Origin of the sequence: Staphylococcus sp. EG-SA-17 (assembly GCF_017151845.1) — a bacterium.
Taxonomy (GTDB): Bacteria; Bacillota; Bacilli; order Staphylococcales; family Staphylococcaceae; genus Staphylococcus; species Staphylococcus aureus.
On sequence record NZ_JACVZO010000013.1, the window covers coordinates 29,032 to 51,535 of the forward strand.

21 protein-coding genes are annotated in these 22,504 nt (G+C 32.9%); 3 read left to right on the forward strand and 18 right to left on the reverse strand.

The features are described 5' to 3' along the window. Positions 1-12 precede the first annotated feature (12 nt). The 3 genes from IDG65_RS07855 to murT all read right to left on the reverse strand — a co-directional run bounded on the left by IDG65_RS07855 (position 13) and on the right by murT (position 2,255). Positions 13-123: a hypothetical protein gene (locus IDG65_RS07855; protein ID WP_001790257.1), complete on the reverse strand. Its 111-nt coding sequence runs from the start codon at positions 121-123 to the stop codon at positions 13-15. Positions 124-208: 85 nt separating this feature from the next. Beyond that, a complete protein-coding gene (gatD, locus tag IDG65_RS07860; RefSeq protein ID WP_000544969.1) occupies positions 209-940 on the reverse strand; it encodes a lipid II isoglutaminyl synthase subunit GatD in 732 nt (243 codons plus the stop codon). Between the two features lies 1 nt (position 941). Beyond that, on the reverse strand, positions 942-2,255 hold the full coding sequence (murT, locus tag IDG65_RS07865) for a lipid II isoglutaminyl synthase subunit MurT (RefSeq protein WP_001250329.1): 1,314 nt from the start codon (positions 2,253-2,255) through the stop codon (positions 942-944). 291 nt (positions 2,256-2,546) lie between these two features. On the opposite strand from murT, the gene ftnA reads away from it, so the two are divergent. After that, positions 2,547-3,047, forward strand: a complete 501-nt coding sequence (gene ftnA, locus IDG65_RS07870) for an H-type ferritin FtnA (protein ID WP_000949467.1) — start codon at positions 2,547-2,549, stop codon at positions 3,045-3,047. An 81-nt stretch (positions 3,048-3,128) separates the two neighbouring features. Here ftnA and IDG65_RS07875 read toward each other — a convergent pair whose 3' ends face one another. Then, a complete protein-coding gene (locus tag IDG65_RS07875; RefSeq protein WP_001790679.1) occupies positions 3,129-3,221 on the reverse strand; it encodes a hypothetical protein in 93 nt (30 codons plus the stop codon). Between the two features lie 215 nt (positions 3,222-3,436). Here IDG65_RS07875 and IDG65_RS07880 point away from each other — a divergent pair, with 215 nt between their 5' ends. Further along, a complete protein-coding gene (locus tag IDG65_RS07880; RefSeq protein WP_000613738.1) occupies positions 3,437-3,991 on the forward strand; it encodes a 3'-5' exonuclease in 555 nt (184 codons plus the stop codon). Between the two features lie 67 nt (positions 3,992-4,058). Here the strand turns inward: IDG65_RS07880 and dinB are convergent, their stop codons facing one another. From dinB to gatC, 8 genes are all read right to left on the reverse strand, one after another. Further along, positions 4,059-5,129, reverse strand: coding sequence for a DNA polymerase IV (gene dinB, locus IDG65_RS07885; RefSeq protein WP_000140172.1), 1,071 nt, complete (start codon positions 5,127-5,129; stop codon positions 4,059-4,061). Between the two features lie 246 nt (positions 5,130-5,375). Then, positions 5,376-5,906: a DUF3267 domain-containing protein gene (locus IDG65_RS07890; protein WP_000548775.1), complete on the reverse strand. Its 531-nt coding sequence runs from the start codon at positions 5,904-5,906 to the stop codon at positions 5,376-5,378. Between the two features lie 169 nt (positions 5,907-6,075). Next, complete coding sequence (gene rlmD / locus IDG65_RS07895; protein ID WP_001147860.1) at positions 6,076-7,437, reverse strand: 23S rRNA (uracil(1939)-C(5))-methyltransferase RlmD; 1,362 nt, start codon at positions 7,435-7,437, stop codon at positions 6,076-6,078. A gap of 80 nt (positions 7,438-7,517) precedes the next feature. Further along, a complete protein-coding gene (locus IDG65_RS07900; RefSeq protein WP_001231451.1) occupies positions 7,518-8,465 on the reverse strand; it encodes a diacylglycerol kinase in 948 nt (315 codons plus the stop codon). Between the two features lie 637 nt (positions 8,466-9,102). Then, a complete protein-coding gene (locus IDG65_RS07905; protein ID WP_001789566.1) occupies positions 9,103-9,249 on the reverse strand; it encodes a hypothetical protein in 147 nt (48 codons plus the stop codon). A 39-nt stretch (positions 9,250-9,288) separates the two neighbouring features. Beyond that, complete coding sequence (gene gatB / locus IDG65_RS07910) at positions 9,289-10,716, reverse strand: Asp-tRNA(Asn)/Glu-tRNA(Gln) amidotransferase subunit GatB (RefSeq protein WP_000545370.1); 1,428 nt, start codon at positions 10,714-10,716, stop codon at positions 9,289-9,291. A gap of 12 nt (positions 10,717-10,728) precedes the next feature. Beyond that, positions 10,729-12,186, reverse strand: coding sequence for an Asp-tRNA(Asn)/Glu-tRNA(Gln) amidotransferase subunit GatA (gene gatA, locus IDG65_RS07915; protein ID WP_000027924.1), 1,458 nt, complete (start codon positions 12,184-12,186; stop codon positions 10,729-10,731). A 1-nt stretch (position 12,187) separates the two neighbouring features. Then, on the reverse strand, positions 12,188-12,490 hold the full coding sequence (gatC, locus tag IDG65_RS07920; protein WP_000170162.1) for an Asp-tRNA(Asn)/Glu-tRNA(Gln) amidotransferase subunit GatC: 303 nt from the start codon (positions 12,488-12,490) through the stop codon (positions 12,188-12,190). Positions 12,491-12,855: 365 nt separating this feature from the next. On the opposite strand from gatC, the gene putP reads away from it, so the two are divergent. Continuing rightward, positions 12,856-14,394, forward strand: coding sequence for a sodium/proline symporter PutP (gene putP / locus IDG65_RS07925; protein WP_000957011.1), 1,539 nt, complete (start codon positions 12,856-12,858; stop codon positions 14,392-14,394). 88 nt (positions 14,395-14,482) lie between these two features. On the opposite strand, the gene IDG65_RS07930 is transcribed toward putP, so the two are convergent. The 6 genes from IDG65_RS07930 to purB all read right to left on the reverse strand — a co-directional run bounded on the left by IDG65_RS07930 (position 14,483) and on the right by purB (position 22,461). Then, on the reverse strand, positions 14,483-15,682 hold the full coding sequence (locus IDG65_RS07930; RefSeq protein ID WP_206174066.1) for a CamS family sex pheromone protein: 1,200 nt from the start codon (positions 15,680-15,682) through the stop codon (positions 14,483-14,485). Positions 15,683-15,694: 12 nt separating this feature from the next. After that, the gene (gene ligA, locus IDG65_RS07935) at positions 15,695-17,698 is read right to left on the reverse strand and encodes an NAD-dependent DNA ligase LigA (RefSeq protein WP_000774565.1); all 2,004 of its coding nucleotides are present in this window, start codon (positions 17,696-17,698) and stop codon (positions 15,695-15,697) included. Between the two features lie 3 nt (positions 17,699-17,701). Continuing rightward, entirely contained in the window at positions 17,702-19,894 is a 2,193-nt protein-coding gene (pcrA, locus tag IDG65_RS07940; RefSeq protein ID WP_000992924.1) for a DNA helicase PcrA, read from the reverse strand. Beyond that, the gene (gene pcrB / locus IDG65_RS07945; RefSeq protein ID WP_000272061.1) at positions 19,891-20,583 is read right to left on the reverse strand and encodes a heptaprenylglyceryl phosphate synthase; all 693 of its coding nucleotides are present in this window, start codon (positions 20,581-20,583) and stop codon (positions 19,891-19,893) included. The genes pcrA and pcrB overlap by 4 nt, the downstream gene beginning before the upstream one ends. A 171-nt stretch (positions 20,584-20,754) precedes the next feature. Further along, positions 20,755-21,057 carry a YerC/YecD family TrpR-related protein gene (locus IDG65_RS07950; RefSeq protein ID WP_001165363.1) on the reverse strand — a complete coding sequence of 101 codons (303 nt, stop codon included), beginning with the start codon at positions 21,055-21,057 and terminating at the stop codon, positions 20,755-20,757. Between the two features lie 108 nt (positions 21,058-21,165). Beyond that, positions 21,166-22,461 (reverse strand): adenylosuccinate lyase, encoded by a 1,296-nt coding sequence (gene purB / locus IDG65_RS07955; RefSeq protein ID WP_000572872.1) that lies wholly within the window; start codon positions 22,459-22,461, stop codon positions 21,166-21,168. Positions 22,462-22,504 lie beyond the last annotated feature (43 nt).

Genomic DNA, 22,504 nt, shown 5'->3' on the forward strand with positions numbered 1-22,504 from the left:
TCATTCATTTTTTCATGTTGCATAATCACCATTACTATTGATAATTCTAGGATAGATACTCATTGTATAATAATTATTCACTAGAACAAAAAAACACACATCAATTTGGTTGTTTCCATCCAAAATAATGTGTGTGTTTATACATATATGATTAATTACTAAACTTCATCGTTTATCAATATTAAATCCATTGATGCGATATTCAGAGTTAACGAGATTTCTTCTGTCTATTTGCTCTGTCTATTAATACTTGTTTCGCTTGTATTTCCGCTTCATTATCTATTTCTTTAGGCTCAAACGGAATACCCTTACGTTCACAAGCTTTTTCTAACAGATAATCAGTGATTTCGTAATTTTTAGGTAAAATTGGTCCGTGTAAATAAGTACCTAATAAATTTTTATAATGAATGCCTTCTTTTTTATCTTCATCATTATTACCATAACCAAAAGTAACATGACCAAGTGTACCGAAATCATGATATGTTCTACCACCGTGATTTTCAAAACCTACAATAGTTCCAAAAGTATCACTTTCGATAACAATATCTCCTGTTAATCGGTTTGTCTTTGATTCAGTATAAAAATCTAAAATACCTAACCCTTCTAATTCTGTACCATCAGGCGTGATATATTTTTTTCCTAAAAATTGATAGCCTCCACAAATTGTTAATCCCGGCATACCATCTTCAATCGCTTCTTTAAGTGGTGTCTTAATTTTACTTAATTCTTTTGTTGCTAATGCTTGTTCTCTATCACTTCCACCACCGATAAAGAAAATATCACATTCATCAAAGGTAATACCTTCTGTTTCATTGATTTCTACGACATTAACTTTAATATTTCGTTTTTTAGCACGTTGTCTTAAAGCAATAATATTTCCTATATCACTGTATAAATTCAATTTATCTGACATAAAATGATAAATAGTCAATTCATGCATATTATGATTGACCTCCTTCAAACGAACGGTTTAATTGTTCAAGCATAGGCGCTAATGATGTATAGTTTGGTATTGCAACTGTGAAACCTTTATAATCCATAGTCTTTGCCGTTGCTTTATAAATATCACGCTCAACTATAATTGGTACTTCAACCTCTGCTAACTTCAATCGCAATTGAAGTTCTTCTGCTCGTGTACCTGTCACGATGATAGCTTCAATTTGTTGCTTAGATAATTTTTCAAAATCTGCATCATAAATCCATGAAGTATCTCGACCATCTGCAGCGTTATCATTTAGCGAAATAACATACACTTTTTCGCCTTCTAATTGTTCACCAACTGATAAACTTGCATTCATTCCTGCAGGGTTTTTAGCTAAATTGATCATCGCTTCTTTTCGTTCTTTTTTAAAGTACTGCATACGACCATTGTCTGATGTATACGTTTCAAAGCCATTTTTAATTGTTTGTTCATTTAACCCAAGCTCTCTTAAAACTGAATATGCTGCTAACGCGTTATAAGCGTTAAAGTCACCTGCAATTTTCATATCATATTTTTCATCATTGATATTTAAATGTAAAAACGGTGCCACATCAAAACTTGATATTTCATATTTTGCTTGCTCTCGTTTGAAACCACACTGACAGTGATAATGACCAATTTGATTATAATGAATATAATCGTATTGCAATAAGCGACCACAGTTTGGACAATATCTACTTTCATTCATCGTACTTTGTTCAAATTCATGGGCATGTGCTTTCATACCATAGTACACAATCGTATCACTTGCGATTTTCAAACGACTCACAAATGGATCATCAGCATTTAGCAATAATTTGATGCCTTTATTACTAATTGTCTCTGCAATGTTATTAACCATAATATCAATTTCACCGAAGCGATCCATTTGATCTCTAAAGAAATTAGTAAATACCATCATTGAAGGTGTAACTTCTTTTAACACACGTGGAATCGAACCTTCATCAATTTCGATTACCGCAATTTTAGTCTTAGGTGTTGATTGCATGATGAATGCAGAAGTTATACCTGCAGCCATATTAGCACCTTCATTATTGTGTATAATTTGAATATTATTTGCTTTTAAAGTATGTCCAATTAAGTTTGAAGTCGTTGTTTTACCATTTGTTCCACTGATAAATACAATATCATCAACTTGCTCTGCTAATTTTCTTAATATATCTGTATCCACTTTTCTAGCGATTTGTCCAGGTAAATCTGTTCCTCTTTTACCTACTGCTCTACTTGCTTTACGCGCCAATTTCGCTAGATGGATTGCCGTCCACTGTCTCATGTGTTTCCTCCTCAAATTTCCACTCGCATCATTATAACATGACAAGGCAACTTCAAAAAAGTTTCTCAATCACAAATTGATACAGTGTTTCTAAATTATAATCATTCTCATTTAGATAATTAAAAATGATATTTATTCTCAATTAAATATCGCTAAATGATACATTTTCTCAATTAGAGTGCTAAAATAAGGTGTTAAATTATAATTATTATTATTTACAATTGAGAATGAGTTTGTTATACTAAGTTTAATTCATAGTAATTTTAATTTACAAATAAGAGGTGTATCAAAATGTTAAGTAAAAATTTATTAGAAGCATTAAATGATCAAATGAACCATGAGTACTTTGCAGCACACGCATATATGGCAATGGCAGCATACTGTGATAAAGAATCGTACGAAGGATTTGCAAACTTCTTCATTCAACAAGCTAAAGAAGAACGTTTCCATGGACAAAAGATTTATAACTATATTAACGACAGAGGTGCACATGCAGAATTCAGAGCAGTTTCAGCACCAAAAATTGACTTTTCAAGCATACTAGAAACTTTCAAAGACAGCTTATCTCAAGAACAAGAAGTAACAAGACGTTTCTATAACTTATCTGAAATCGCTCGTCAAGATAAAGATTATGCAACTATCTCATTCTTAAACTGGTTCTTAGATGAACAAGTCGAAGAAGAATCAATGTTTGAAACTCACATCAATTATTTAACTCGTATCGGCGATGACAGCAATGCATTATATCTTTACGAAAAAGAACTTGGCGCTCGTACATTCGACGAAGAATAATTAAACATCACTACAATAGACAGATAAATATCATACGACATGATAGGCATTTGGGTCACTTACAATAACCCAATGTCTATATTATTTTGCTTTACGGAGATCACTAGATTCATTTTCTGAATCATTGATCTGCGTTTTTTCATTTTCAAGGCTAATTATTGTATTTTTAGTCATTTATTTTTTAAACTACTAATGTTAATAACTCTAAATTTGATGTTGAATTAATTTGACCGATTTTAAAGCATATCATCATTTACTTTTTAATCAGAGTTACATCCAAATGATAGATTTCACGTTATACCTTCACGTATAATATTATGTATCGTTTGTAAGCAAATGACTAAAAGTCTATTAATATATACATTTAATTAATTGAAAGGATTGACTACATGATACAAGATGCGTTTGTTGCACTTGATTTTGAAACAGCAAATGGTAAACGTACAAGTATTTGTTCTGTCGGAATGGTTAAAGTCATTGATAGTCAAATAACAGAAACATTTCATACTCTTGTGAATCCGCAAGACTATTTTTCACAACAAAATATTAAAGTTCATGGCATACAACCAGAAGATGTTGAAAATGCACCTACGTTTGACTACGTATTTCCATATATGATGCAATTTATTGCAGATTTACCTGTTGTCGCACATAACGCGGCATTTGATATGAACGTCTTACATCAAAGCATTCAAAATATTGGTTTACCAACTCCAAATTTAACTTACTTTTGTAGTTATCAACTTGCTAAAAGAACCGTTGATTCGTATCGATACGGTTTAAAACATATGATGGAGTTTTATCAATTAGATTTTCATGGTCATCATGATGCATTGAATGATGCCAAAGCATGCGCAATGATTACTTTTAGGCTACTGAAAAATTATGAAAATTTAACATATGTAACTAATATTTATGGTAAAAATCTAAAAGATAAAGGCTAGGACTAAATAAAATACTCCCTTCAAAAGTAAGCATTGTAAAAATGTAAACTTTGCAGGGAGCTTTATTTTATATAAAGTCATATATCGTCATATTTTTATAAGTTGATTGTTCTAAATTACCTACAGTGACACCAATAAGTCGAATTGGTACATCTGGGTCTTTTAAATCGTTATAAAGTAAATATGCAATATTATAAATATCTTCTTCAGAACTAACCGAATCTCTTAAACTCATCTGTTTAGATAGCGTTTCAAATTGATAAGTTTTAATTTTAACCGTTACAGTTTTAGCTGACTTCTGTAATTTATTTAGACGTTCAGCTGTTTTACCTGACAATTCCCATACTTTTCTTAAAATCTCTTCATCATCATTCACGTCTGTTGCAAATGTGCGTTCAGTCCCTACTGATTTTCTTACTCTTGATGATTTCACTTCACTATGGTCAATACCGCGTGCCTTGTTATATAAACCCCGACCTCTTTTTCCAAACAAACGTATTAATTCAAATTCCGTTTTCTCATATAAATCTCTACCGTTAAAAATACCATTATCATGCATTACTTTTTTGGAAGCTTTACCTACGCCTGGAAAATCTCCAATATCCAATGTCATCAAAATATCATGGACATTTTGATAATCAATCACAGTCAAACCATCAGGTTTATTCATACCACTCGCTAATTTAGCTAAAAATTTGTTATAAGAAACACCTGCAGATGCTGTTAAATGTGTCTGCTCTAGAATATCTTTTCTAATATACTGAGCAATTTTCGAAGCAGGAAGGTCTGGTCTCACTAATTCTGTAATATCTAAATACGCTTCATCCAATGACATCGGTTCTACCTTATCTGTATAACTTCGGAAAATAGACATAATCTGCGCAGATGTTTCTCGGTAAGCACCAAAATTACTTGTGACAAAGTATCCATTTGGACATAATTTATGCGCTTGTGACATAGGCATTGCTGAATGGACGCCGTATTTTCGTGCTTCATAGGATGCCGTAGAGACAACACCCCTACTGCTTGCTTTACCACCAACAATGACTGGTTTCCCTTTCAATTTGGGGTTATCTCTCATTTCGACTTGTGCAAAAAAATAGTCCATATCTATATGAATAATTCGTCTCTCAGTCAAGTGCTCACCTCCCTACTAATTTTTACTTTTATAACGCACAAAAATATCTCAACATAATTATACGCTGTGTACGATTTTTTTACATAAATCTTGCACTTAGCGATAACTATATTGAGATAACTACAAGTTGTTATAAAATCAATTGCTATTTAAGCATGATGATGAAGACGATTGAGTAAGAAAACATAGGTAATCTGAAATAATTCAAGCAAATTCATTTTGTTGGTATCATCATATTAAAATTTATTATTGAGTCGGCTTTTGATGATACAAATAAATACTATCTTCATCTTGTTGAACATATTTAAAACTACTAGATATTGTTAATGCAACAAGCAGAATATCTATAAAGCAATAAGCAGTATGCATACTAAACATAAAAATAAGTGATGAATAACCAAATACCTTAATTAAAATAAGCAAGCCAGTACTTAATAGGAATAGTGGTGACAGCATAATAATTGAGAATTGCCATTTGTTGAAGCAAGCATCTGCTGTTTGGAATAAGATTCTGTCTTTTTTTATATTAAACATAGGTTTGCTATCTTTTTTAAATAAAAGAAATAATGCTCTATGGATAAGTTCATGTAAAATCAATAAAATAATGAATCCAGCAAACCCATATACAAGATTGATGATGATATTTTGATCGACAACCGCTGTGACACCTAACGCCCACTTATACGTAAATAAAATCACGAATAACGCAATAACAAGTTGCAAGATAATAAACCTTCGCATTTGAAAATTATTTGTCGTTAAATCAATTTTATGCATTACCAACCCTCCCGATCATGACATTCTTATTCTTCTTTAAATATAGTATACAATGTCACATTTAATTTAAAAAGTTCATATCAAGAAAGTAAATTGGCTGTAATAAAATTTTAATGTACGACTTCTTTCTTCACTTATTAAGGCGAAATTTTATCTCAAATCATGTGCGCTATTTCAAATTGAATAATGCCACTGTCTCAACATGTGTTGTTTGTGGAAACATATCTACCGGTGTTACCTCTTCAAGTTGATATTTTTCAGCTAATAATAATGCATCACGTTGCTGTGTTGCGGGATTACATGAAATATAGACAATACGCTTAGGTTCTAATGTAAGCAAAGTCTGAATAAACGTTTCGTCACAGCCCTTTCTTGGCGGATCAACCATTACAACATCTGGTTTAATCCCTTGTGCTTTCCATTGTAAAATAACTTCTTCAGCTTTCCCACAGACAAAAGTTGTATTATTGCATTGGTTTATAGTCGCATTTTGTTGTGCGTCTTCAATTGCAGAAGGTACTACTTCAACACCGTATACATGTTTTGCATGTGGTGCCATATATAGCCCTATTGTTCCAATACCACAATAGGTATCTAATACAACTTCATTACCTGTCAATTGCGCATACTCAATTGCTTTATTATATAATTTCTCTGTTTGTTCAGAATTAATTTGGTAGAATGACTGATCACTTATTTTAAATGTACTATCTGTTAATTGATCAATAATTGTATCTTTACCATATAGCGTTATAGACTGACGTCCCATAATAACATTAGAGTGGCTATCATTAATGTTTTGTTTAATGCTTGTCACATTAGGAAATGCATCTAATATCTTCTCAACAACAGCATTTTTTTGTGGCCACTTTTTACCATTAGTTACAAAAATAATCATCATTTCGTCTGTATGATATCCTGTTCTTACAACCAAATGTCTCATTAAACCTTTTTTCAATTGTTCTTGATAAATACTTACATTTAAATCTTTTAAAATAGATTTAACTTCATTCATCACTTCTTGATGTTGTGAATCTTGTATTAAACAACTTTCCATGTCAATAATGTCATGGCTTCTTTGACGATAAAAGCCCATAATAACTTCATTCTGTTCATTCTTACCAACTGGAATCTGGGACTTGTTTCGATATCGCCAAGGATCTGTCATGCCAACTGTATCGTTAAACTTAGAATTATCAAAATGCGCTTTTCGCTGAAACAAATTAATCACTTGTTCCTTTTTCATTTCAAGTTGTGCTTCGTATGATAAGTGTTGAAGTTGGCACCCACCACAACGTTCATAATATATACATGGCGGTGCAACACGATTCTCACTTCTCGTATTTATATTAAGCAACTTACCAATCGCAAAGTTCTTTTTTACTTTGATAATTTTATATTCAATTTGTTCATTAATTAAAGCTTGTGGTATGAAAATAGGAAAGCGATCTATTTTTACAACACCATGGCCTTCATGCGTTAAATCAACAACTGTTCCCATTTTTATGTCATTTTTAGCTATTGCTTGCAAAATTTTACCTCCAAAATGAACAGGTTAGGAACAAAATTATGCGCTTCCTAACCTGCCATTATATATTTCACTATTTCTGTTTATTCTTCGATTAAATTGTCATCAACATGATCATTATTTATTAACTCTTCATTTACAATATCATTAGGTGCAAAGACATCTATATGACGTTCTAGATTTAAGAAATTCGCTGGTAATTTACCACCATATTCTCCATCTACATTTAGTTGTAAGTCTGTGAATGATGAAATATTAATTGCCTTTGCTTTTTCATAAATAACTTTAGGATGCTTAGTATGTTCTCCTCTTGAAGCTAAAGTCATAATATGACCAAGTTCTGCAAGGTTTGATTTTTCAACTATAATTAACGTAAAATAGCCGTCATCTAACTTAGCGTCCGGCACTAATTTTTCAAATCCTGCCATTGAATTTGTTAAACCTAAAAAGAATAATAATGCTTCTCCTTGGAAAACATTACCATCATATTCAATTCTTAAATCTACAGCTTTCATTTGAGGTAACATTTCGAAACCTTTGATGTAATAAGCAAATGGACCAACAATAGATTTCAATTTACTCGGTGTTTCATAAGAGACTTGCGTCAATTGTCCGCCTGCAGCTAAATTAATAAAGTATCGATTATTCATTTTACCAATATCTACTTTAGTAGAATGACCTTCAATGATGACATCAAGTGCCCCCATGATGTCATTAGGTATATGCAATGCACGTCCAAAGTCATTAACAGTACCCATAGGAATGACACCTAACTTAGGACGATTAGGCTTTTCTGCGATACCATTAACTACTTCATTTAATGTTCCGTCACCACCTGCAGCGATTAATACATCATAATTTTCATGCATAGCTCTTTCTGCTTCAAGTGTGGCATCACCTATTTTCTCGGTTGCATATGCACTCGTTTCATATCCCGCTTTTTCTAATTTTATTAAGGCATCAGGTAATTCTCTTTTAAATAGCTCTTTACCTGATGTCGGGTTATAAATGATTCTAGCACGTTTCCTCATATCTTATCCCTCTACTTAAAATTCATATATTTTAACTTCATCTTGGTTTCGTCTAATAGGGAGTGGGACAGAAATAATATTTAACAAAATTTATTTCGTTCTACCCCAACTTACATTGTCTGTAGAATTTCCTTTCGAAATTCTCTTTGTTGAGGGCCCCACCCCAACTTGCACATTATTGTAAGCTGACAGAAAGTCAGCTTCTATGTTGGGGCCCCGCCCCAACTTGCATTGTCTGTAGAATTTCCTTTCGAAATTCTCTTTGTTGGGGCCCCGCCAACTTGCATTGTCTGTAGAATTTTCTTTCGAAATTCTCTTTGTTGGGGCCCCACTAGAATTGAAAAAAGCTTGTTACAAGCGTATTTTCTTTCAGTCAACTACTGCCAATATAACATTGTAGTGCCTAGGACATTGAATTTATGACCCAGGCTCAGTCTTATTTCATCATTCTTAATATCGTTAAAGACCAACTTGTATCTTAAACAAATACTATCTCAATATGTACAAAGGTTGTTATTTATTCAGCATTTTTTGCCGTTCTTCGTTATATAGACTTCGTCAGTTATGCTATTTTACCTTTAAAATGATGTTGTAAATATAATGTTGTCTTTATACAAAAATGTTTTATACCTTTTTATTATACAGTTTGCCTTAATATAATTAAAGCTAACGCATTAATAAAATTAATATTTTTACCATTAACATGTACAATGAATAAAGTTAAAAGTAATATGACTTCTATAGATATAAATAAACCCTCGATTGCATCTAAGTCAGCAATCAAGGGTATATTTTTTAAATCTTCATAGTTTGATGATTTAAATTATCTTTTATCTAATTCTTGTTTTAATAGTTGATTTACTAATTGTGGATTAGCTTGACCTTTAGACGCTTTCATAATTTGACCAACTAAGAAGCCCATAGCTTTGCCTTTACCATTTTTGTAATCTTCAACTGATTGTTCGTTATTGTCTAATGCTTCATTTACAAATTTTAGAAGTGTTGCTTCATCAGAAATTTGAACTAAGCCATTATCTTCCATAATCTGTTTAGCATTACCACCTTTAGCTGCTAACTCTGGGAAGACTTTCTTCGCAATTTTACTGCTCATTGTTCCGTCTTCGATAAGTTTAATCATACCTGCTAAATTTTCTGGTGTTAATTTAGTATCTAATAATTCTACTTGATTTTTATTTAAATATTCGTTTACGCCACCCATTAACCAGTTAGATGTTAATTTAACATCTGCACCGTGTTCAATTGTTGATTCAAAGAAATCTGACATTTCTTTAGTCAATGTTAATACGTGTGCATCGTATGCAGGTAAACCTAATTCATTTACATACTTAGCTTTACGCTCATCTGGTAATTCAGGAATTGTCTGACGAACACGCTCTTTCCAAGCATCATCAATATATAAAGGTACAATGTCAGGCTCTGGGAAGTAACGGTAATCATCAGAACCTTCTTTAACACGCATTAAAATTGTTTTACCTGTAGATTCATCAAATCGACGTGTTTCTTGTCCGATTTCTCCACCATTTAACAATTCTTCTTCTTGGCGTTTTTCTTCATATTCTAAACCTTTACGTACATAGTTAAATGAGTTTAAGTTTTTCAATTCGGCTTTAGTACCAAATTTTTCTTGACCATATGGACGCAAAGAGATGTTAGCATCACAACGTAAAGATCCCTCTTCCATCTTAACGTCTGATACACCAGTGTATTGAATAATTGAACGTAATTTTTCTAAATATGCATATGCTTCTTTAGGTGAACGAATATCTGGTTCAGATACGATTTCAATTAGCGGTGTACCTTGACGGTTCAAGTCAACTAATGAATACTCACCTTTATGTGTTGACTTACCAGCATCTTCTTCCATGTGAAGACGAGTAATACCGATTCGTTTTGTTTCACCGTCGACTTCGATATCGATATATCCATTTTCACCAATTGGTTGATCAAATTGAGAAATTTGATATGCCTTTGGATTATCTGGATAGAAATAGTTTTTACGGTCAAACTTAGATTCTGTTGCGATTTCCATATTTAGTGCCATTGCAGCACGCATTGCCCAGTCTACTGCACGCTTATTAACAACTGGTAAGACACCTGGATATGCTAAGTCGATAACATTTGTATTTGAGTTAGGTTCTGCTCCAAAATGCGCTGGTGATGGAGAAAACATTTTTGAGTCCGTTTTTAACTCTACGTGAACTTCAAGTCCTATAACTGTTTCAAAATGCATGATTTCCACTCCTTATAATTTTTCATAAACGTCATGTAAATTGTATTGTGTTTCATATTGATAAGCGACACGATATAACGTTTTTTCATCGAATGGTTTACCAATGAACTGTAAACCGATTGGTCGGCCATTTGATTGTCCACAAGGAACAGAAATACCAGGTAATCCAGCTAAGTTTACTGGTGTTGTTAATAAATCATTGGCATACATTGTTAATGGATCATCAATTTCTTCACCTAAATTAAACGCAGTTGTAGGCGCTGTTGGACCAACTACTACATCATAATTTTCGAATACTTTATCAAAGTCATTTTTAATCAATGTTCTAACTTTTTGAGATTTTTTATAGTAAGCATCGTAGTAACCTGAACTTAATGCAAATGTACCTAAGAAAATACGACGTTTTACTTCTTTACCGAAACCTTCAGATCTCGACATTTTATATAATTCTTCTAATGAATGAGCTTCTTTAGAATGATAACCATAACGAATTCCGTCAAAACGAGAAAGGTTTGACGAAGCTTCTGATGATGCAATCACGTAATATGATGGAATACCAAATTTAGTATTTGGCAATGATACTTCCTCAACGACAGCACCTAAAGATTTTAAAGTTTCTACAGCGTTTTGAACTGCTTCTTTTACGTCATCAGCTACACCTTCACCTAAGTATTCTTTAGGTAATGCAACTTTTAATCCTTTAATATCTTTACCAATTTCAGATGTAAAGTCTACATCATCAACAGGTGCACTTGTAGAGTCATTAGCATCTGCACCAGAAATAGCTTCTAATACGATTGCATTATCTTTTACATTTCGAGTCAATGGACCAATTTGGTCTAATGAAGATGCAAATGCAACTAATCCAAATCGAGATACACGACCGTATGTTGGTTTCATACCGACAACGCCACAATATGCAGCCGGTTGTCTAATTGAACCACCTGTGTCTGAACCTAAGCTAAATGGTACTAAGCCAGCTGCAACTGCTGCTGCAGATCCACCTGATGAACCACCTGGTACTGCTTTATGGTCAAATGGATTAACTGTTTTTTTGAAATAAGATGTTTCTGTTGAACCGCCCATTGCAAACTCATCCATATTTAATTTACCGATTAAAACGGCATTCTCATTATGTAGTTTTTCCATTACAGTAGATTCGTAAATTGGCACAAAACCTTCTAACATTTTACTTGCACATGTTGTTTCTAATCCGTTTGTAATAATGTTATCTTTTATACCCATTGGAATACCAAATAATTTGCCATCCATTTGGTCTTTTGCTTGTAATTCATCCAATTCTTGCGCTTTTTTAATTGCATTTTCTTTATCCAGCGCTAGAAAAGACTTGATTGTTGGATCAGTCTCTTCAATTGCATCATATATATCTTTAACAACATCAGATGGTTTGATTTTTTTGTCTTTTATTAAAGTTAATAAATTCTCAACCGATTCGTAGCGAATGCTCATCTTACGCGTCCTCCTCATTCATGATTGTAGGCACTTTAAATTGTCCATCTTCTGTTTCTTTGGCATTTTTCAAAGCTAATTCTTGCGGAATACCTTTAATTGCTTTATCTTCACGTAAAACGTTTTGTAAATCTAAAACGTGATATGTAGGTTCAACGCCTTCTGTATCAGCGCTATCATTTTGTTTTGCAAAATCTAAAATGCTTTCTAATGTGTTGGCCATTTCTTCCGTTTCTTCAGGAGAAATTTGAAGTCTTGCAAGATTCGCGATATGCTCAACTTCTTCACGTGTTACTTTTGTCATTAATAAAAGCCTCCTTTAAGTCATTCATCACTAAATTGTATCAAATTTCCAATTAAAAATCTAAGTATTTATGAGGTACTACTTTAATTTCATATAAACTGTATAAACATTATCATTCATTTATCAAATCATTTTTTATAAAAACAACACCCTTTAATATTAGACAACCCAATTCAATATTATGATTATGCAATTTTAATTATAAAAATTTGCCCATATCCAAAAAATACGAAAGCGTTTTCTATATTGATATACAAGTATTTCAAAAAGAATAAATTTAATTTTCCTACTTTTCTAAACATTTATCTTTATGTATAATGTTTTCAAGTAACTAAATTATAAATTAAATAAAGGGAGTGTTTATCATGCTTACAATGGGGACAGCATTAAGTCAACAAGTAGATGCCAATTGGCAAACTTATATTATGATTGCCGTCTACTTTTTGATACTAATCGTTATTGGCTTTTACGGTTACAAGCAAGCAACTGGTAACCTAAGCGAGTACATGTTAGGTGGACGTAGTATTGGACCGTATATTACTGCATTATCAGCTGGAGCTTCAGATATGAGTGGATGGATGATTATGGGTCTACCTGGCTCTGTCTATAGCACTGGTCTATCAGCTATGTGGATTACAATCGGTTTAACATTAGGTGCTTATATAAATTACTTTGTTGTTGCTCCTAGACTTCGTGTTTATACCGAATTAGCTGGAGATGCAATCACATTACCAGATTTCTTTAAAAATAGACTAAACGATAAAAATAATGTTCTAAAGATTATTTCTGGATTAATTATCGTTATATTCTTTACTTTATATACACATTCTGGTTTCGTATCTGGTGGTAAATTATTTGAAAGTGCTTTTGGATTAGATTATCATTTCGGTTTAATATTAGTTGCTTTCATTGTCATTTTCTATACTTTCTTTGGTGGATATTTAGCTGTATCAATTACAGATTTCTTCCAAGGTGTCATTATGTTAATTGCGATGGTTATGGTCCCTATTGTTGCTATGATGAATTTAAACGGCTGGGGAACGTTTCATGATGTAGCAGCTATGAAACCTACAAATTTAAATTTATTTAAAGGGTTATCATTTATAGGAATTATCTCTCTATTTTCATGGGGATTAGGTTATTTCGGTCAACCTCATATCATTGTAAGGTTTATGTCTATTAAATCACACAAGATGCTACCTAAAGCTAGACGTTTAGGTATTAGCTGGATGGCAGTTGGTTTGTTAGGCGCTGTGGCTGTTGGTTTAACAGGTATTGCATTCGTACCTGCTTATCATATTAAACTAGAAGATCCTGAGACATTATTCATCGTGATGAGTCAAGTACTCTTCCATCCTCTTGTAGGTGGTTTCTTACTTGCTGCGATTCTAGCTGCAATTATGAGCACGATTTCTTCACAATTACTTGTAACATCTAGTTCATTAACGGAAGACTTTTATAAATTAATTCGTGGTGAAGAAAAAGCTAAAACGCACCAAAAAGAATTTGTTATGATTGGACGTTTATCTGTATTAGCAGTAGCAATCGTTGCTATTGCAATTGCATGGAATCCAAATGACACAATACTAAACTTAGTAGGTAATGCTTGGGCCGGATTTGGTGCATCGTTCAGTCCACTTGTGCTATTTGCACTTTACTGGAAAGGTTTGACACGTGCCGGTGCTGTAAGTGGAATGGTTTCAGGTGCCTTAGTCGTTATCGTTTGGATTGCGTGGATTAAACCATTGGCACATATCAACGAAATATTCGGCTTATATGAAATTATTCCTGGATTTATTGTAAGTGTAATCGTTACATATGTTGTAAGTAAACTTACTAAAAAACCTGGTGCATTTGTTGAAACTGACTTAAACAAAGTTCGTGACATCGTTAGAGAAAAATAATTCATAAGTCTTAACAAATTAAAAAGGTACTAATGTTAATCAAAATTCTGACTAACATTGGTACCTTTTTATTATCTTTAATTTACAATTAATTACTATAAATGTGAACTTGCGGTTCTTTGTCATCTTTTGTCTTACTAATTAAAGCTCGTGGTTGGTTACCATCTTTAATACGAATTTCATAGTTATCGATTTTATCGAAATATTTATTCGCTTGTTCAGTAACGTACTGTGTAATACCAATTGTTTCAGCTTGTCCATAGTAATCGATTGGTAAATCTACTACTAATCGTTGTGGCTTTTTATCAACAAATTTAACTTTCCCTACTGCTTGTGTGAAATTAGAAAAATATGATTGCAAATTATCATTAAATTGCTTGAAATTATTATTTAAATTTTCATCATAATCTGCTGCTGTTGAAGAAGGTAATAAAGCTGATTTTTCATTGATATTATGCCATTCATTAAGCTTTGTTTGACTCTTTTCTGCAGTCGCTTGAGTGATAAATTCACCTGGTGTGATTGAATCTTCACTTGATTGCTTATAAATTGCAAAATGAATTGGTATATCTTTTAAATCATCATTTTCACGTAACCTTGATAATATCTCACTAGCCATTTGTTTACCTTGCTTTTTAACTTCGCTATCATCTAGTTTTTTACTAAAAGTCGGTCCACCTTTTTCTTTTTTATAGTAATAAACACTATTCATAGCTAAACCAATCGTCATACCTTTAATATTCTTACCTTTTGTATCTCCACCACCATAAAAATCTTGCTCTAAAATGTTAGATAAATAGGCTGGTGATTTTTCTGCAATCTTTTCAGGATCTGTTTCACCTTCGTGTGATGGATTAAGTCCTAAATTTTCATTCGCTTTCTTGTCTTTTTTATCTTTTTCAGACATTTTATCGATTTCACGTTTTGTATACTTAGGATTTAAATAGGCATTAATTGTTTTCTTGTCCAAAAATTGACCATCTTGATACAAATATTTATCTGTTGGAAATACTTCTTTACTTAAGTTCAATAAACCATCTTCAAAGTCGCCGCCATTATAACTATTTGCCATGTTATCTTGTAAAAGTCCTCTTGCCTGGCTTTCTTTAAATGGTAACAATGTACGATAGTTATCACCTTGTACATTTTTATCCGTAGCAATTTCTTTTACTTGATTTGAACTATTGTTATGTTTTTGATTATCTTTTCCAGCCTGGTCATCCTTATGGTTACCACAAGCAGCGAGTATAAAGATAGCTGTAATCAATAATACTAATGTACGCTTCATCGACATACCCCTCTAACTATTTAATTCATTTTGCTTATCTACAAATTGTTGCTCTGTCCAAATTTCAATACCTAAACTTTGTGCTTTTGTTAATTTTGAACCTGCATCTTCACCAGCAATAACGACATCTGTATTTTTAGTAACGCTACTTGTAACTTTAGCACCTTGTGATGCAAGCCATTTAGATGCTTCATTGCGTGTCATTTGATGTAGCTTACCAGTTAGTACTATCGTTTTACCACTAAATTCAGGATGTCCTTCAATATCTGATGTTTTGATACCTTTATAAATCATATTAACATGTTTATCTTTTAATTTTTGAATTAAAGCACGAATATCTTCATTTTCTAAGTAAGTAACTACAGATTGTGCTACTTTATCACCTATATCATGAATTTCTACTAATTCCGCTTCAGTTACCGTTAGTAATCGATCTATCGTTTCATATTTTTCTGCTAACACTTGGCTCGCTTTAACACCTAAATGCCTAATACCTAGACCAAATAATAAATTTTCTAAAGAGTTGTCCTTAGCTTGTTGAATGGCAGCTAATAAATTATCAACTTTTTTCTGCCCCATTCTGTCTAAAGGTAATAAATCTTCTTCTGTTAAATAGAAAATATCAGCAACATCTTTAATTAATTCACTTTGATAAAGCTGTTGAATAATTTTAGTGCCTAAACCATCAATATTCATGGCTTGTCTTGATACAAAGTGAATCAATCCTTCAACAAGTTGCGCTTGACATTTTGGATTAATGCAACGAAGTGCTACTTCGCCTTCAATACGTACTAATTCATGTCCACAACTTGGACAATGGGTTGGCATATGATATGTGACAGCATCCTCAGGTCTACGTTCTGGAATACTACGTACAACTTCAGGTATGATGTCACCTGCTTTTTTCACTACAACACTATCACCAATTCGAATATCTCTGTCATGAATTAAATCCTCATTGTGCAAAGATGCTCTTGATACAGTTGTACCAGCTACTTTTACTGGTTCTAAAATAGCAGTAGGTGTGACTACACCTGTTCGTCCAATACTTAATTCAATATCTAATAATTTAGTTACTACTTCCTCAGCTGGAAATTTATAAGCAATGGCCCATCTAGGAGATTTTTGTGTGAATCCCATCTCATCCTGTTGATCTAAATCATTAACCTTAATAACAATCCCATCAATATCATAAGGTAATGACTCTCTTTGGCTTGTCCATTTTTCAATATACTCTAAAACACCATCGATATTATTTACACGCGCTCTATTTTTATTCGTTGTAAAACCTAATTTATCTAACTCATCTAATGCTTCACTTTGCGAACGCGCATTGAAATCAGTGAAATCATTGACACTATATATAAATACGCTTAGCTTTCGTTTTGCCGTTAATTTAGAATCTAACTGTCTTAATGATCCCGCAGCAGCGTTTCTTGGATTTGCAAATAACTGCTCATCATTTTTTTCTTTTTCTTCATTTAATCGTAAAAATGAACGTCTCGGCATATATGCTTCACCACGAACTTCTACATTTAATGGTTCTTTCATTTTCAAAGGTATCGCATGAATTGTTTTTAAATTTTCGGTAATATCTTCACCTGTTGTTCCATCACCACGTGTTAAACCTTGAACGAAGTATCCATCAACATATTTCAATGATACTGCTAAGCCATCAATTTTTAATTCGCACATATATTCAACGTTGCCAATTTGTTCACGTATGCGTTGGTCGAATTTTCTCAAATCATCCTCATTAAATGCATTCCCTAAACTTAACATTGGCGTGTCATGGTTGACTTTATTGAAAGAGGCTTGGGCTTCACCACCAACTCTAACTGTTGGAGAATCTACAGTCTTATACTCAGGATGCTCCTCTTCTATTTTAATCAGTTCATGAAGTAATTTGTCATATTCACTATCTGGTACAGATGGATTATCCTCTACATAGTATTCATAACTGTATTGATTTAATAAATCATGTAACTCGTTCACACGAGACGATAAATCAGCCATCCCTTAATCCTCCTTTTTTTCAATTGGTGCAAATTGCGCTAACAAACGTTTTGGCCCTTGTGATTTAAAGATAATATCTAGTTCGATTGAGCCATTTTTCTCGTTTACATTACTCACCATGCCTTCTCCCCAGGCTTTATGCATCACTTTGTCACCTACATTCCAATCAGATGACGATACTTGTTTTTTCGTTGACGTTGTTCGTTGACTAAATCCGCGTTTAGCAAAAGGTTTTGCCTTAGGTTGTATCGTTTGTCGTTTGCCACTTGAATGATTTTCTAATAGTGATTCTGGAATTTCCTTTAAAAATCTAGATGGCATATTTGACTGAGGGCGACCAAATAACATTCTTGATGTCGCATGAGTGATATATAACACCTCTTCAGCCCTTGTAATTGCTACATAACAAATACGACGTTCTTCTTGCATTTCGTGATCATCTTCACTCTTAATCGCTCTAATATGTGGGAATAAAGATTCTTCCATCCCCATTATAAAGACAATTGGAAATTCAAGGCCCTTAGCCGAGTGCATTGTCATTAGTGTTACGCCATTTTCAGTATCTGCCTCATCAATATCAGCTACTAACGATAAATCCGTTAAAAAGTTAATTAATGACTGTTCTTCTAATGGGGTATTTTCCTCATAGTCTTTTGGTACTGACATAAATTCATCGATGTTTTCTAATCTACTTCGAGATTCTAATGTATTTTCACGTTCAAGCATTTCTCGGTAGCCAGACTTTTGTAATACTTCGTCAACTATTTCATGAATTTCTAAAAATTCTTGTTCTTTTATCAAGCTTTGGATCAACTCGTAAAAATTAAGACACTCTTGTGTCACTTTTTTTGACAATCCGATAAAATCAGCTTCTCCAAGTGCATCAAACATACTGATATTGTTTTGAAGTGCATAGTTTTGAACTTTTTCAACAGATGAAGGACCTACACCTCTTTTTGGAACATTAATAATACGTTGCAAACTAATGTCATCATTACTATTGGCAATTATACGCAAATAACTTAATAAATCTTTGATTTCTTTACGGTCATAGAACTTTTGGCCACCAACCATTGTGTATGGCATATTAGATTTCATGAATGTTTCCTCAAGTACACGTGATTGTGCATTTGTTCTATATAAAATTGCCATATCTTGATATTTCTTACCATTACGTTGATGCTTCATAATTTCTCGTATTACAAATTCCGCTTCATCACGTTCTGTCATTGCTTCATAGTAATGAATTTTCTCACCATTCGTATTTGCAGTCCACAGTCCTTTTGGCTTACGTTCAGAATTATTTTTAATCACTTCGTTAGCCGCATTTAAAATCGTTTTCGTCGAACGATAATTTTGCTCTAAAAAGATTGTATTCGCTTCTGGGTAGTCTTTTTCAAATGATAAGATATTTTGAATATCAGCACCACGCCAACCATAAATTGACTGATCTGAGTCACCTACAACACATAAGTTTTTAAACTTACTTGCTAATAATTTAACTAATGTATATTGTGCTTTATTAGTATCTTGATACTCATCTACATGAATATATTGGAATTTGTTCTGATAATATTCTAGAACTTCTGGTACACGCTCAAATAAGTTAATCGTTGTCATAATAAGGTCATCAAAATCTAACGCTTCATTACGCGACAATTGGCGTTGATATCCACTATAAACCGTTGCTACCATTTGCGAGTGATAATCTGTGGCTTCTTTTTGAGCATCTGCAGGTGTTTTAAGTTCATTTTTCAAATTACTGATCGCACCGATAAACATACGAGGTTCAAACTTTTTACTATCAATATTTTCATTTTTTAAGACGTCTTTAATAACAGATTTTTGGTCTGTAGGATCAATTATCGTAAAATTGCGTTCTATACCTATTCGATCTGCATCACGACGTAAAATACGAACACACATTGAGTGGAATGTTGACATCCAAATAACTTCTGCTTGATCACCTACTAATTTTTGAACACGTTCTTTCATTTCTCTTGCAGCTTTATTTGTAAAAGTAATAGCCAAAACATTGTATGGTGAGACATCTTTTTCGTCTAATAAATAAGCAATTCTATGTGTTAAAACACGTGTCTTCCCTGAACCAGCACCTGCCATAATTAACAATGGTCCTTCTGTTGTCTTTACAGCTTCACTTTGCTCTGTATTCATATGATTTAATAACGCATTCATTTACTAGACTCCTTTATTTTTACTGTTTTTAAAGCTTTTTTAATATCTTTATAAATAATATCACCGACGATAATTGTATCTGCAATAGCTGCCATCTCTGTCGCTTGTTGTTCTGAGGAAATACCGCCACCATAAAAAAGTTGCGTTTCTGTTAGATGTTCTGAGACAGCTTGAACCTTTGATACGTCGCCATAAATGCCACTATACTCTATATACATAACCGGTAATCGATACATATGATTGACCATTTGGGCATATGCTTCTAAATCTTCTGTTGTTAAATCTGTATTTGCTTTGGTATGTTTTGCCACTTTGCTATCAGCATTGCACACGACATACCCTTCAAATATTACTTCTTCAAAATCTATACTATGTCCATATGTTTTAAGCGCTTCTAATAATATACCATTGTGAAATGCAACATCTGTACTGTTCAGTACTGTAGGTACAAAATAAAAATCAAAACCAGGCATTACACTTTCGATGTTTGATATTTCAAGTACTAAAGGCAATGGGTATCTTCTTACCCTGCTCATTAAATGAATGACATTATCTTCAGTAACGTCATCAGTTCCACCAATCATAATTGCATCTGTTTGAGACATACAAATCGCATCTAAATCATCATCTGAAATATGTTTAGCTGGGTCTAATTTAAAAATATGGCGCCATTTTTTAATGTCATACATTTTCCGAAACTCCTTTTTTAACATACATATGATTATAGCATTTTTAAGTGTCGAGTTCTAAAGACTTAATATGAATTTTAAGTTCTTTTACTCTGTAAATTTTTTCGTGAAAAAACAATGATTATCTACCTTATTAGTGCAGATAGATAACCATTGTTTATCGTTCATTTATTATTCATTTGTTTCAATATTCATACGATCTAAAATCATTGTATAAGCATCATTACCCCATTGTAATGAACGCTTCACTCTAGAAATCGTTGCAGTCGATGCTCCAGATTCTTGTTCAATCGTTGCATAGGTATAACCTTGCTTAATCATTTTAGCAACTTGTAATCTTTGAGACAGTGATTGAATTTCATTTACAGTACACAAATCATCGAAAAATTGGTAACATTCTTCTCTATTTTCTAACGTTAGTATTGCATCAAACAATTCATCTAACGCTGCACCTCGTAATTTTTCAATTTGCATATCGAAACAACCCCTATAATTTTATTCTTTATGTCATTTTAACGCATTAACCTATTAAAGTGTAGCGATTTATATTTTATTAAATCTGAATCGTTACTTTATTTAATTTTATGCTAATCCAGCGCGTTTGAAAATAGTGTCAACTTGATTCAAATGATGTTTAGGATCGAAACATTCATCCAATTCTTCTTTTGTTAAAACACTTGTAATAGACTCATCTTGTTCGATTAATTCACGGAAAGGTGTTTTCGTTTCCCAAGATATCATCGCTTTTGGTTGTACTTTGTCGTATGCTTCTTCACGAACCATACCTTTATTAATTAATGCTAATAAGACACGTTGTGAGAAAATCAGACCAAATGTTTTATCTATGTTATTACGCATATTATCTTCAAATACAGTTAAACGGTCCACAATATTCGTGAAACGATTCAATGCATAATCTAGTGCTATTGTAACATCTGGTAACATAATACGCTCAGCTGAAGAATGAGAAATATCTCTTTCATGCCATAATGGCACATTCTCATAAGCTGTAGTAATATAACCACGAATGACTCTTGAAATACCTGTGATATTTTCAGAGCCAATTGGATTTCGTTTATGAGGCATTGCAGATGAACCTTTTTGGCCTTTTGCAAATGCTTCTTCAACTTCTCTTGTTTCGGTTTTTTGAAGGTTACGAATTTCAACGGCAAATTTTTCTAGTGACGTCGCGATTAATGCTAATGTCGCAATGTAGTATGCATGTCGATCGCGTTGCAATGTTTGCGTTGATACAGGCGCTGTGCCAATACCTAAATGTTTACACACATAACTTTCTATTTCAGGAGGAATGTTAGCAAAAGTACCTACTGCACCACTCATTTTCCCTACTTCAATTTCTTCTCTTACTTGTTTGAAACGTTGTAAGTTACGTTGCATTTCCGTGTACCACAATGCCATTTTGACACCAAATGTAGTTGGTTCTGCATGCACTCCATGTGTACGTCCCATCATCAATGTATATTTATAATTTTTTGCTTTTTCAGCTAAAACGTCGATAAATCTTTCTAAATCTTTTTCAATAATGTCATTTGCTTGTTTAATAACGAAACTTAAAGCTGTATCTACAACATCAGTAGAAGTTAAACCATAATGTACCCACTTACGTTCTTCACCTAGCGTTTCAGAAACTTGTCTAGTAAAGGCTACAACATCATGGCGCGTTTCTTGTTCAATTTCTTGTGCACGTTCGACATTTACCTTTGCGTTTTGACGAATTTTTTGTACGTCAGCTTTCGGTATATGTCCTAATTCACTCCATGCCTCACATGCTAAAATTTCCACTTCTAACCATGCTTCATAGCGATTTTGATCAGTCCAAATATCAGACATTTCTTCTCTAGAATAACGTTCAATCATTTTTTTAACTCCTATCGTATGTATACTCGAATTTTCAAAAACA

Excerpts from the sequence above, each read along its gene's own strand:
- gatD (WP_000544969.1), bottom strand. The coding sequence starts at position 940 with ATGCATGAATTGACTATTTATCATTTTATGTCAGATAAATTGAATTTA.
- murT (WP_001250329.1), bottom strand. The coding sequence starts at position 2,255 with ATGAGACAGTGGACGGCAATCCATCTAGCGAAATTGGCGCGTAAAGCA.
- ftnA (WP_000949467.1), top strand. The coding sequence starts at position 2,547 with ATGTTAAGTAAAAATTTATTAGAAGCATTAAATGATCAAATGAACCAT.
- IDG65_RS07875 (WP_001790679.1), bottom strand. The coding sequence starts at position 3,221 with ATGACTAAAAATACAATAATTAGCCTTGAAAATGAAAAAACGCAGATC.
- IDG65_RS07880 (WP_000613738.1), top strand. The coding sequence starts at position 3,437 with ATGATACAAGATGCGTTTGTTGCACTTGATTTTGAAACAGCAAATGGT.
- IDG65_RS07890 (WP_000548775.1), bottom strand. The coding sequence starts at position 5,906 with ATGCATAAAATTGATTTAACGACAAATAATTTTCAAATGCGAAGGTTT.
- IDG65_RS07900 (WP_001231451.1), bottom strand. The coding sequence starts at position 8,465 with ATGAGGAAACGTGCTAGAATCATTTATAACCCGACATCAGGTAAAGAG.
- gatB (WP_000545370.1), bottom strand. The coding sequence starts at position 10,716 with ATGCATTTTGAAACAGTTATAGGACTTGAAGTTCACGTAGAGTTAAAA.
- gatA (WP_000027924.1), bottom strand. The coding sequence starts at position 12,186 with ATGAGCATTCGCTACGAATCGGTTGAGAATTTATTAACTTTAATAAAA.
- gatC (WP_000170162.1), bottom strand. The coding sequence starts at position 12,490 with ATGACAAAAGTAACACGTGAAGAAGTTGAGCATATCGCGAATCTTGCA.
- putP (WP_000957011.1), top strand. The coding sequence starts at position 12,856 with ATGCTTACAATGGGGACAGCATTAAGTCAACAAGTAGATGCCAATTGG.
- IDG65_RS07930 (WP_206174066.1), bottom strand. The coding sequence starts at position 15,682 with ATGAAGCGTACATTAGTATTATTGATTACAGCTATCTTTATACTCGCT.
- ligA (WP_000774565.1), bottom strand. The coding sequence starts at position 17,698 with ATGGCTGATTTATCGTCTCGTGTGAACGAGTTACATGATTTATTAAAT.
- pcrA (WP_000992924.1), bottom strand. The coding sequence starts at position 19,894 with ATGAATGCGTTATTAAATCATATGAATACAGAGCAAAGTGAAGCTGTA.
- pcrB (WP_000272061.1), bottom strand. The coding sequence starts at position 20,583 with ATGTATGACATTAAAAAATGGCGCCATATTTTTAAATTAGACCCAGCT.
- IDG65_RS07950 (WP_001165363.1), bottom strand. The coding sequence starts at position 21,057 with ATGCAAATTGAAAAATTACGAGGTGCAGCGTTAGATGAATTGTTTGAT.
- purB (WP_000572872.1), bottom strand. The coding sequence starts at position 22,461 with ATGATTGAACGTTATTCTAGAGAAGAAATGTCTGATATTTGGACTGAT.